Origin of the sequence: Flavobacterium sp. LC2016-01 (genome assembly GCF_009711135.1) — a bacterium.
Classification (GTDB): Bacteria; Bacteroidota; Bacteroidia; order Flavobacteriales; family Flavobacteriaceae; genus Flavobacterium.
Genome location: NZ_WMIC01000003.1, coordinates 233,564 through 246,781, shown reverse-complemented (window position 1 = coordinate 246,781; position 13,218 = coordinate 233,564). Strand labels below are relative to the sequence as shown.

General features: G+C 34.8%; 6 protein-coding genes. All 6 read right to left on the bottom strand.

The window, feature by feature from the left end; translation table 11 throughout:
• Positions 1-3 precede the first annotated feature (3 nt).
• Positions 4-1,782, bottom strand: coding sequence for an AMP-dependent synthetase/ligase (locus tag GKZ88_RS08085; RefSeq protein WP_155101875.1), 1,779 nt, complete (start codon positions 1,780-1,782; stop codon positions 4-6).
• Positions 1,783-1,966: 184 nt separating this feature from the next.
• The gene (locus tag GKZ88_RS08080; protein ID WP_155101874.1) at positions 1,967-2,398 is read right to left on the bottom strand and encodes a hypothetical protein; all 432 of its coding nucleotides are present in this window, start codon (positions 2,396-2,398) and stop codon (positions 1,967-1,969) included.
• Between the two features lie 143 nt (positions 2,399-2,541).
• The gene (locus GKZ88_RS08075; protein ID WP_230392482.1) at positions 2,542-4,938 is read right to left on the bottom strand and encodes an outer membrane beta-barrel family protein; all 2,397 of its coding nucleotides are present in this window, start codon (positions 4,936-4,938) and stop codon (positions 2,542-2,544) included.
• A 244-nt stretch (positions 4,939-5,182) separates the two neighbouring features.
• Complete coding sequence (gene purL / locus GKZ88_RS08070; RefSeq protein WP_155101872.1) at positions 5,183-8,836, bottom strand: phosphoribosylformylglycinamidine synthase; 3,654 nt, start codon at positions 8,834-8,836, stop codon at positions 5,183-5,185.
• 383 nt (positions 8,837-9,219) lie between these two features.
• A complete protein-coding gene (locus GKZ88_RS08065; protein ID WP_155101871.1) occupies positions 9,220-11,067 on the bottom strand; it encodes an endonuclease in 1,848 nt (615 codons plus the stop codon).
• Positions 11,068-11,466: 399 nt separating this feature from the next.
• Positions 11,467-12,978 (bottom strand): hypothetical protein, encoded by a 1,512-nt coding sequence (locus GKZ88_RS08060; protein ID WP_155101870.1) that lies wholly within the window; start codon positions 12,976-12,978, stop codon positions 11,467-11,469.
• Positions 12,979-13,218: the final 240 nt, after the last annotated feature.

Sequence of the window (13,218 nt, the reverse complement as noted above, 5' to 3'; positions counted from 1 at the left end):
ATTTTAATTATGACCATAGATTTTAGCGTAAAGATCTTTATAAATTTCTTTAATGATTTTACGTTTTAATTTTAGAGTAGGAGTAAGCTGTCCGCCGTCGATAGACCAAACATCTGGAGTTAACTCAAAACGCTTGATTTTTTCCCAGTTTCCAAATTTCTCATTGATACCTTCAACTTCTTCGTCAATTCGTTTGATTACATCTGGATTTTCGCTTATTGCTGCATCTGTACTTCCTAAAGTAATTTTATGGATTTTTGCCCATTCTTTTACGAATTCAAAATTTGGCTGAATAAAAGCACCAGGCATTTTTTCACCATCACCAATTACCATAATCTGCTCAATAAAACGTGATTGTTTCATGGCATTTTCAATGATTTGTGGTGCAATATATTTACCTCCTGAAGTTTTGAACATTTCTTTTTTACGGTCGGTGATTTTTAAGAAACCTTCACTGTCGATTTCTCCAATATCTCCTGTATGGAAATAGCCATCTTGTAAAGCTTCAGCCGTTTTTTCTTCGTCTTTAAAATAACCTAACATTACGTTTGGTCCTTTACAAAGGATTTCTCCGTCTTCAGCAATTTTAACTTCTACGTTGCGAATTACTTTTCCAACAGTTCCAATTTTGAAACCTCTGTTTCTTTGATCGTTTACCGCAATTACCGGAGAAGTTTCAGATAATCCGTAACCTTCCATAACTGGAATTTCTGCAGCAGCAAAAACTCTAGTCAAACGTGGCTGTAAAGCGGCACTTCCAGAAACCATCAAATCTAAATTTCCACCCAAACCTTCTTTCCATTTGCTGAAAATAAGTTTGCGGGCAATTTTTAATTGAAATTCGTACCAGAAACCATTTGCTCCATACGGTTCGTATTTTAAACCTAAATCAATAGCCCAGAAAAACAGTTTTTTCTTGATGCCGGTTAATTCAGTTCCTTTTGCATAAATTTTATCGTAAACTTTCTCTAAAAGCCTTGGTACAGCTGTAATTACAGTTGGACGAACTTCTTTTAAGTTGTCACTGATTTTGTCAATTGATTCTCCAAAATAAACCGAAACTCCATAATATTGATAAATGTACAAGATCATTCTTTCAAAAATATGGCAGATAGGCAAGAAGCTCAACGCCGTGCTTTTTCCTGGATCAAACGGGATTCTAGGCGCGCTGTCTAAAACATTTGAAACAATATTTTTGTGCGAAAGCATAACGCCTTTTGGTCTTCCGGTTGTTCCAGAAGTATAAATAATTGTAGCAAGATCGTCCGTTTTTATACTGTCTTTTCTAGCTTCAACTTCATTTTGATTGCTTTCGTCTTCTCCTAAAATAAGTAAATCGCTCCAGTGTTTGCATTCTGGAATTTCATTAAAAGAATATACTTCTTTTAACGTAGGCACATTTGCTTGAATTAGTCGTACTTTTTGAAGCACTTCATCATCAGAAACAAAACAGTACATACTGCCGCTGTGATTTAATATATACTCGTAATCCTCTTCAGAAATAGTCGGGTAAATTGGAACGGTCTGCGCGCCTGTCTGCAGAACACCAATATCCATTATATTCCATTCGGTACGGTTGTTTGATGTAATTAAGGCAATTTTATCATCTTTCTGAATGCCCATGCGCAATAATGCTCTTGAAACAGCATTTGCTTTTGCAATATATTCCTGGCTAGATGTTTTTTCCCAGACTCCGTTTTTTTTTGTTGCTAAAGCAACCGGAAGGTTATAAGTTTCTTGTTGATAATAGGGAAAATCAAAAAGGCGTGTGATTGAAACCATGTTTAATATATTGAATTTTATCGCAAATTAAATAAAAAATAGGTATAATTTTTAATTTTGTGGAATTTTATGGGAAAATTTATAGGGACTATTAAAAATCAACGAAAACGTTTTCTTTTTTGTAGTAAATTTTCGAAAAAATTACAAATTATCTAATTAAAAAAAATAGTATTTTTTTTGGAGATTATTGCACGTTAAAATCTTCATATTCTTTGACTCTTTCTCCCATCAGAAACATTTTTTTCTTCGCAAAATGAATGGAGAATTGAGAATAAGACCATTCGTTGCTGTCATTCGGTCTGTACCAAAAAGTGTATGATTTACTGTTGAATCCTTCCTTGAAAACCGGAATTCCCTCTTCTGTACATTCGATTCCCCAGTTGATTTTGTTTTTACTCAAATCATCTGCTTGAATAAATCCTGTTCCATCTGGATTTAATTGTGTAATAGGTCCTTTTTGGCCAATTGGTGCATAAGTTCCCGGAACCGGAAAACCGATTGTGGTTGTAATATAGCGCTCTTTAGAATTATGAGTGATTGTGTTTACTTCAGCTTGCGAATAAGATTTCGCAACAACAAAAAATAAGGCAATAAGCAATACGTGTACAGATTTCATTCTATAGTAGGGTTTAAATGTTTTTGGTCTTTAGGGAAAATCAGCGGCAGATTTTCAAGGCGAATATACTTTAAATTTCCATAGAAAAAATAAATCCCAATTACAAGAATGAAAAAATTATCAGATTTTTATTTTACGAATTATTATTCTGTCGAAAACTGATTTTCTAGCAGTTTCTCTTTAAAATCAGATTTGAAAGTGTAAGCAAATGTGATCATCAAAGCGCGCGTGTCTGATTTATTGGTTCTGTTATTGCTGAACAATGCGGTATTGTTTTTATAACCGCTTTCGAGCGTATTAAACATATCGGTTACAACCAATCCTAAGCGGGCATTTCCTTTTCCGAGTTTTTGCTGAAATCCCATATCAACATTATAGATTGGAATTCTTTTTCCTTGAGTTGTCGCCAAAGCTGAATTATAATTCCCAATAATCTGAAGTTTTCCGCCTTTCCACGGTACAAAATTATTAATGATTTTTCCGTACCAGCTAAAAGCATTATTTACAACATCTTCTCCCAGATTTGATGCATTGATATTTTGCTGAAAAGCTGTTAAACTGATATTGGCATCATAAAAACCAATGGGTTTAAGGCTGAAAATAGTTTCCAAACCATAAGTAACAGTACTTCCAATATTTCTTGGCTGAAGAAAAATTACGCCATTATCTTGTAATTCTGCATATTGTCTGATCGCATCAGTCGTGTTTCTGTAAAAAGCATTGGCTGATAACGAATAGTTTTTCCAATCTTTATTATAACTCATTTCGGCAATATGAATAATCTCAGGTTTCAAATAAGGATTTCCACCATGCGGATTAAGCGCATCTGTAATATCAATAAACGGATTCAAATCGTCTAAATCGGGACGGTTGATACGTTTGCTGTAGCCAAGTTTGACAAATTCATCTGCTTTTAAATTCAATTGCAATGAAGCCGATGGAAAGAATTTCAAATAATTATTACTAAAGCGATCGCTGTTGTTTTGAGTTGCTCCAGTGTTGGAAACATTTTCTGCACGCAAACCTAAATTGTATTTCCATTTTGGATTTTCGCTTTCGCCGATAAAAGAATTCAGCATTCCATAAACAGCATTTATTTGTTCATTAAATTCAAAGCTATTACTGGCTATGGGATTTACAACATAATCGCCATTAACTAAATCGGCACTTTCAAAATCAGAATTAAAAAAGCGGAATGTTCCTTTATAGCCCGTTTCTACAAATGATTTTTCTGAAACAGGAAAAGCGTAATTTACAATTGCATTAGAGATATTTTGGTTCTCGTAATTGTGCGTGCGCTGTAATTTGGCTTCACCAATCTGCTGCTGATATTCATCATAATTATAAGTATCAATATCCGTGTTTTCTTTGTGTTTCCCGAATGATGAGGTTATTGATGTATTCAAGCTTTTTCGTTCGTCAGAAAATTTTCGGTCATAATTAAAAGACAATTCCCCAACTTTTGAACGTTCCAGTTCTAAAGAATGTCTTTTGTTATTTGAGAAAAATGCATTAGTGCTGGTGTTTATCTGTGTGTACAAAGTTTCGTCGTTATCTTGAGTTTCGATGTTTCCTAAAGCTTCAAACGAAAAGGTATTTTTGTCATTTGGAGCATAATCAACATTAAATTTCAAGTTCTGTAAACCTTCCGTACGTTCGTCATTTCTATTTTGATGAATATAATGTTCATCATCAATAAAATAATTGGTTCTATCGGAATTTATTTTTTTGGTTCTTCCCGCAAAACGATTATCATATCCCAAACCAATATTCCATTTTTCGGTCTTATTATTTAAAAGAACCGAGCTGTTCATTCTGCCTTTTGCGCCAAAACCGCCTCCTAAAACAACAGCTCCGTTTAAACCGCTTTGATTGTTTTTCTTCAGTTTAATATTAATGATCCCGCTTTCTGCATTAGCATCATATTTCGCTGTCGGATTACTGATGATTTCAATGCTTTCAATACTGCTTGCCGCAATCTGATCCATATTAGTAATCGCCGAATTTTTTCCATTAATTAAAATCATAGGCGATTTTCCTCTTAGCGTAATACCGCCTTCAGCATCAACAGCAACTGTCGGAATACTTTTCAACATATCGGTTGCAGTTCCGCCAGATTGTGAAATATTCGAAACAGCATTAAAAATAAAACCCTCGTTGGTTTTCTGAATTTGTTTTTTCTGAGATTTTACAACAACGTCATTCAGTAAATTAGTGTCGTTTTGCAATTTGATGGTTCCAATAGAAATTGGACTCTCAGAAACTTTTATTTTTTGAGAAATAGTTTTAAAACCTATTAATTTAAATTGAAGCTGATAATCGCCAGAAGGAACATTTTCTAAAGCAAAATTCCCCATAACATCGGTCACAGCATAATTGGCTATTTTGGTCGAATCGCTGGCTCTTTTTAAAACAACATCAACAAATTCTACAGGAAGTTTTCCGTCAGTGATATTTCCTTTTATAGCTGCAGTTTTTTGAGCAAAGGAAAATTGGCTTATAATGAATAAGAGAAGTGGAAGGTATATTTTGCGTATCATATTTTTCATGAGACAAAGATATTTACCAGAATGTTTACGCTTGCTTAAGCTGTCTTAAGATACCATTAAATTAATCTTAGAATAGTTTTAAATAGTGTTTTTTGGCCACGAATTTCACGAATTTTCACGAATTGGTTTGTGGTATTGTTTTTTGTGAAAACTAAAAATTAGTGAAAATTAGCGAAATTCGTGGCAAAAAAAAAGCGCCCGAATTTATCGGGCGCTTTTAGTAAAAATATATTTCTTAGTTTTTCTCAATCCATTTTCTGGCATTAACAAAAGCTTCGTGCCAAGGTGAAACCTCGTCATTTCTATCTTTTGGATAATATGCCCAGTTCCATTGGAAAGTCGAACGCTCAATGTGAGGCATCATCACCAAATGTCTTCCTGTTTTGTCACACATCATAGCGGTGTTGTAATCAGAACCGTTAGGATTTGCTGGATAACCTTCGTAAGCATATTTAGAAACAATGTTGTAGTTTTCTTCAGCAAGAGGTAATTTGAATTTTCCTTCTCCGTGAGAAACCCAAACTCCTAAAGTGCTTCCAGCCAATGTCGATAACATAACCGAATTGTTTTCCTGAACTTTTACAGAAGTAAAGATACTTTCGTGTTTGTTACTTTCATTATGAAGCATTTTTCCATGAACTTCATGCTCTGGATTAATCACTTCCAATTCCATAAACAACTGACATCCGTTACAGATTCCAACAGATAAAGTATCTTCTCTTTTGAAGAATTTATCCAAAGCTGTTTTTGCTTTTTCGTTGTATAAGAAAGCTCCAGCCCAACCTTTAGCAGAACCTAAAACATCTGAGTTAGAGAATCCTCCAACTGCACCGATAAACTGAATATCTTCAAGAGTTTCACGACCCGAAATTAAATCGGTCATGTGAACGTCTTTTACATCAAAACCTGCTAAGTACATAGCATTTGCCATTTCGCGCTCAGAATTACTTCCTTTTTCACGAATAATAGCTGCTTTTGGTCTTGGTTTAGAATTGTCGATTTCTGGTTTCTTTCCTGTAAAATGTGCAGGGAAAGTATAATTTAAAACCTGATTTTTATAGTTTTCAAAACGTGCCTGAGCTCTTCCGTTTTTAGATTGTTTTTGATCTAATAAATAAGAAGTTTCGAACCAAATATCTCTATACTTCGCAATATCCAAATTATAAATTCCAAATTCCAAACTTGCTTTGTTTTGAACTGTTCCTAATTTGAAAAATTCGATGTTGTTTGCATTTAATTTCGCTTCAACAGCTGCATCTGATTTTGCCTGGAAAACAATTCCGATGTTTTCAGCGAAAAGGATTTTCAACAAGTCTTTTTCCGCGAAAGCGCTGAAATCAATTTTAGCACCAAGATTCACATCAGCAAAACACAATTCTAATAAAGTAGTAATTAAACCACCGCTTCCGATATCGTGACCCGCTAAAATTTGGCTTTCGCCGATTAATTCCTGAATCGTGTTAAAAGCATTTTTGAAGAACTTCGCCTCTTTTATAGTAGAAGTTTCGTTTCCGATTGTGTTTCTAATTTGTGCAAAAGAAGAACCTCCAAGTTTGAAATCATCCTGAGACAAATTGATATAATAAATAGAATCTCCGTTTTTCTGTAAAACGGGTTCCACTACTTTTCTAATATCCGTACAGTTTCCTCCAGCCGAAATAATAACCGTTCCTGGTGCGATTACTTCGTCGTTTGGATATTTTTGTTTCATCGAAAGTGAATCTTTTCCTGTCGGAATATTGATTCCCAATTCGATTGCAAATTCTGAACAGCCTTCAACAGCAGCGTACAAACGAGCGTCTTCACCTTCGTTTTTACAAGCCCACATCCAGTTTGCAGATAATGAAATACCTTTTAAACCATCTTTAATTGGCGCCCAAACAATGTTTGATAAAGATTCTGCGATAGCGTTTCTACTTCCTGCAACCGGATCAATCAAAGCAGCAATGGGAGCGTGCCCAATAGAGGTTGCAATTCCTTCTTTTCCTAAATAATCCAAAGCCATAACGCCGACGTTATTCAATGGCAATTGTAACGGACCTGCATTTTGTTGTTTAGCTACTTTTCCTCCAACACAACGGTCCACTTTATTCGTTAACCAGTCTTTTGAAGCAACAGCTTCTAAACGTAAAACGTCTTTTAAATAACTTTCGAAATCTGCAGCATTGTAAGCAACATCCGCATATTTTCTGTCGATAGTTTTGTCAGTCATAACCGTTTTTGGAGAACTTCCGAAGAAATCTTCTAAAGCATAATCCATCGGTTTTGAACCATTTGATTTTGATTGAAAAGTAAAACGGTGATCTCCCGTTACATCTCCAACCTGATACATTGGTGAACGCTCTCTGTCAGCAATTCTTTGCAACGTATCAATATCTTTTTGACCAATAACCAATCCCATTCTTTCTTGAGATTCGTTACCGATAATTTCTTTTGCAGAAAGCGTAGGATCTCCAACCGGTAATTTATCTAAATCGATTAAACCTCCAGTTTCTTCCACCAATTCCGAAAGACAGTTTAAGTGTCCACCTGCTCCGTGATCGTGAATAGAAACAATTGGATTATTGTCGCTTTCTACCAAACCACGAATCGCGTTTGCTGCACGTTTTTGCATTTCAGGATTGGAACGCTGAATCGCATTTAACTCAATTCCTGAACCGAAAGCTCCAGTATCTGCAGAAGAAACTGCAGCTCCGCCCATTCCGATTCTATAATTTTCTCCTCCAAGAATTACGATTTTATCGCCTTCTTGTGGTTTATGTTTAATTGCTTGATTTAATTTTCCGTAACCAATTCCGCCCGCTTGCATGATTACTTTGTCGTAACCAATTTTACGGTCGTTTTCTGAATGTTCGAAAGTCAAAACCGAACCTGTAATAAGTGGTTGCCCGAATTTATTCCCAAAATCAGAAGCTCCGTTTGAAGCTTTGATCAAAATATCCATTGGCGTTTGGTACAGCCATTTTCTTTCTTCAACTGCATTTTCCCATTTTCTGTCGTTGTTCAAACGAGAATACGAAGTCATGTAAACGGCAGTTCCCGCTAATGGCAATGAACCTTGTCCACCCGCTAAACGGTCACGAATTTCTCCTCCAGAACCTGTTGCAGCTCCATTGAAAGGCTCAACAGTTGTTGGGAAATTGTGTGTTTCTGCTTTTAAAGATAAAACAGAGTCGAATTCTTTTATTTCGTAAAAATCAGGTTTGTCTGCCGATTTTGGTGCAAATTGCTGCACTTTTGGTCCTTTTACAAAAGCAACATTGTCTTTGTAAGCAGATACGATATCGTTAGGATTTTCCTGAGATGTTTTTTTGATTAATTTGAAAAGAGAAGTTTCTTTTTCTTCACCGTCAATCACAAAAGTTCCGTTAAAGATTTTATGACGGCAGTGCTCTGAATTGGCCTGAGAGAAAGCAAAAATCTCAGAATCAGTTAGTTTTCTTCCTAATTTAGCTGCAAGATTATTTAAGTATTCTACTTCTTCTTCGCTTAAAGCCAAACCTTCCACTTTGTTGTAAGCAGCAATATCATCAATTTCCAGAATTGGTTCTGGCTGAATGTTAATCGTGAAAATCTCCTGATCTAATTCATTGAATTTTTGGAAAAGCATCGGATCAAAATCAGTAAAATCTTCCGTTGCTGGATGAAATTCTTCAATTCTGATAATGCCCGGAACACCCATATTTTGAGTGATTTCTACAGCATTTGTACTCCAAGGTGTGATCATAGTGGCACGTGGACCAACAAAAAAACCCGTCAGTGCGGATTTCTCGATCTTATTAGAGTCGGCAAAAAGCCAGTTTAATTTTGAAATGTCTTGAGCTGAAATTTCGTTTTGCGTCTGTACGGCAAAAACAGTTTTGCTTTGGTTTTCAAAGAAATGGATCATTTGTGTAGTTTGTTGTATTGAGCTGCAAATTTAATGTAAATAAATAGTAAGCGCAAATTTGAAAACGATCTCTTTTCAAAAAAAATGAAATTGCTTTTTTCTTGCATTTTTTCTACCAAAAAGACGCAAAATCAATACGTTTCGTTCTCTCGTGAAATTTAATGATTTATTAAAATTTCTTTTTTGATATATTCTGTATTATTAAACTTTTAGAAAGGAAAAAATTAAAAATTAAACTTTAGATTTTTAGTAGCTGCACAAAAAAGAGTTTGCAAAATTTACGAAGCCTCGAAATAGATTAGAAGAACAATTTTTATAAAAAATGTCTTGTCGAGATAAAAAAAGCGGCAATTAGCCGCTTTTTAGTGTATGAAAAAGTATTTTTAATTGATAATTATTCTTTTGAAAGCTATTTTTTCTCCTTTGGTAATTTTAATAAAGTAGATTCCAGCCGACAAATTTTGTACAGAAATTTTAGAAGAAGTTGTGTTTTGCTTTTCGAAAACTTTTTGACCCGAAAACGAAATTATTTCTATAGAATAAGGAACTGAAAAATCATTTAGTCCAACATTGAAATTTCCATCAGAAGGATTTGGATAAATCAGGATTTCCTCTGAAGTTTCAATAATTTCTTCGTTTTCTACAGGTAATGCTTTTTTGCTTGCTAAATTATTACAAGTATCAGTTGTAAACGAATCCCATTGAGCACTTAAATTGAAAGTAGTACTTGGAGAAGTTACCGTTGATTTTCTCCTTAAAGTAACATCAATTGCAAAATTGGCTGTTCCGCCATTAAAAGTCCCGATAATGTCAATCAAAACCCCATTTTTAAATAAACCTACAGCATCATTTCCATTAAAAGTCAATTCAGTAGCTGTTGTTGAAATGTTGGCTGCACTTGGAGAAAAACAAGTTGATGAAATGGAACTGTTTACAATTACAAATTTACTTCCAGTTGTCAATGTGCCACTTAAAGCTAAACCAGTGCTCCATGAACCTGCGCCATTGGTTTGTTTTTTTATAGTGTAAGCCGACAAACTAACAGAACTTCCGGTATTGTTGGCAATTTCTAAAGCTTTATTGTTTCCAGAGCCTTCAATGTATTCAGAGAAAAGCAAATCTGTTGCAGTTCCAGTGCCGCTGCTGTTGGTTGTAACTGAAATGGTATTGCTTGAAGCGGATGCATTTCCTGCAGCATCTTTTGCTTTTACATAAATAGAATATGCTGTAGAAGCCGTTAAACCCGTAATTGTTGCTGTAACGCCAGAAACACTTGTTTTTAAAACACTGTTAGCATAAACGTCATAACCCGTCACAGCTACATTGTCTGTAGATGCAGTCCATGAAAGTGAAATTGATGTCGCAGTTTTTGAGGTCGAAGCCAAACTCGTTGGAGTAGTTGGTGCCTGAGTATCGCCAGAAGGAGTTCCTCCCCAAATTTGATTTACATATTCCGGATGATCAATAAAGGGATTTCTATTGTTTTGACGTGCATAAATCGCATTGTTTCTTGCAATTTCTCTCGCACTTACAGGATCTTGTGCATTCCAGGCCAAAAGCATATTTAAAAAAGCGGTTGTAAAAACTTTATTGCTTGAACCGTCAAACATTGCATATGAATATCCCGCAACAGTATTTTCGTATCGAGTTGCAAAATAAAAGTACATTCGGGCAATATCTCCTTTAAAATCATTGATAGGTTCAAAAACGGTTCCTGAATATCCAGATACAGAACTTGATCCTAATTTCCCTCCATTTTGAGAAGTATATGTTGCAGAGCTTACAGTTCCGTGCGGATAATTGGAACGCATCCCGTTTACTTTTCCATCAGTTGGAGTGATAAAATGCGCATCGGAAACCATAGGAGATTGTTCATTAAAAACCGACTGCGGAATAATATGCTCCCTGTTGTAACAATCACCCTCAACTGAATAATTACCGCATCGTTGCGTGCTTCCGGTGCTGTAATTGTAAGGGTCTGTTCCTGATGGATTTTCAGAATACATATCTAAAACAGTTCCATCATTCTCGTAAAAATTGTCAACATCAGAAGTTTGATACGTTGTGTATAAACCTGCATAACCATTATCAGTATGACCTTTGATAATATTGTACAATTGCGTTTTTAAAGTATAACCCGTTCCGGTTGCGGTATTGTAGTAACCAGAAGGAATTTGAGAAAAACCAATTGCAGTTACGAATAATAATAGTAAAAAGTAGTTTTTTTTCATAGTAGTTTGGATAAGATTTGGTTGATAAATACTTTTTAAGAGTCTGGTTTTTAGAAATTTAAAATTGTATTGTAGCAAATCTACTACTTTTATGAATGCATTGCGTTAAGAGATGTTTAATTTTGAGGTATATTTTCTTACGAGTTGTTTTGTTGCCACGAAGACTTTAAGATGTGAAGCTTTTTTGCAGGAAATAAAGATATTACGTACTGTTTGTCATTTCGAGGAACGAGAAATCTCCGCGAGAAGCTCGACAAAGATTGGAAATTCTATACGGAGTTACTTGTGGAGATTGCTTCGCCAATTCGCTAACGCTCGTGTTCTCGTTCCTCGAAATGACAAAAACCACGATGTATGAATTTTAAAAATAAAAAACTTCCTGTCTAGATGACAAAAAAATTACTTCGGGAAATCCTGGCTCTGATAAGCACCCAAATCCGGCGGAGAAGTTCTTGTAATTCCTAAAATATCCAGCGGAATTATATAGGCCTGATTCCCTTTCGCGAAAGCGGGAGAAGTTTTATCGATATTAAATTTATTCTGATTAACATTATAAAACTTCGGATTTTCATTTAGAATGATATTGTTATAATGTTGGGTATCAGTTTTAAATTGATAATCAGGATTTGTTGTTGAGCCGCTGAATTTTAAAAGACAATTATTCAATTGATAAACAAAAGCTGCGTTGGTGTTTTTATTCAAGTTAAATTCAGTTGTATTTGAACCGTAAATTATGCAGTTGTTGAAAGTTGCCTGGGTTAGCGGATTCGTTTCTGGCGTTTTGCCTGCCAAACTATTGCTCAGATTAACTGCAAATTGTGAACTGCTTTGCCAATTGTTATTAAAAGTAGAATGTGTAAAAACATAATTCCCACCATAAACACACGATAAACTGATTAAGCCAGCATAATTAATAACTAGATTTTCGCCATTAATTCGTGCATTTTGAGCTAAAATTCCATATTCGGCGCAATTGTAAATTTGAGTGTTTTTAATTTGAATTGTATTAGAAGAATTTCTGATGTCTAATCCGGCAACTGCATTTTTTAAAGTTAAATTTTTAATCGAAAGATTATTGCTCCCATTTTCAAGAATTACCGATTTCCATTGTCCCGGAATATCAGAATAAAGAGATTCTAAGCGATCCCCTTCAAAAATAACTTCATTTTCGAGTTTTTCTGTTGTCGATTTTGCTCCATTGATTTGTAAAGATGCTTTATTGCCAACATATAAACCTGAATTAGTGTGAAAGTGCACTCGTGCTCCCGCTTCAAAAGTTACTGTTTTGTTTTCTGGCACTCCTGCGTAGCCATAAATGACATAAGGTTTTTGTTTGGTAAAAATGAATTCATTTCCGTTTACAGGATCATTTTCGTTTAGATAAAATCCGTCAACATCTTTGCCGTCAATCTTGATTTTTTCTTTGGTTCCGTCAGGATTTTGATTCGGATATAAAAAAACAGCATCCTGAATCAAAGTCACTAAAGCAACTTGCTGGAGGTTTTCACCGCTGTCAAACTGAATTTCATCGGTATATAAAAAATCGGTTGGATTTGCATCTGTAATATCGGCTGTTGTTTCTATAAAAATATACAAACTGTCTTTTGCCAAAAGTGTTACATCTTTAAAAATTTTACCGTTCGTACCAGTCATTCCGTCAACGGTCATTCGGTATTTTGAACTTAGGCCTTTTTTGAATTGTACAACAGGAATCGAAATATCATTTTTACTTCGGTTATATACTTTTAATTGATAAGTGCTTGAACCAATGTTTTTAAAAACAGTATCTAAATAAACTGTGTCTTTTGAAAATTTTAAATCTCCGGTGCTGGCAACAGTGTCAAAATCAGTTCGGCAGGAACTGAAAGCTAGAATTATACCCAGAGCAAAGATTGTAAAGTATTGACGCATTTAAATAGTTTTTTAGCCACAGATTAAAGGGATTAAAATGATTTTTTTCGCCACGAATTCGCAAATTTTTTATTTTTTAAATTAGAAAAATTCGTGAATTGCTTCGCCTATTCGCTATCGCTCGAGTCGTGACGGAAAAATTTAATACAAAGTATTTCAAAATCCTTTTAATCTGTGTAATCAGTGGCAAAAAAAAGCCAAAGATTAATATTTGATTGTTTTTGTAAAAATAGCAAAAAA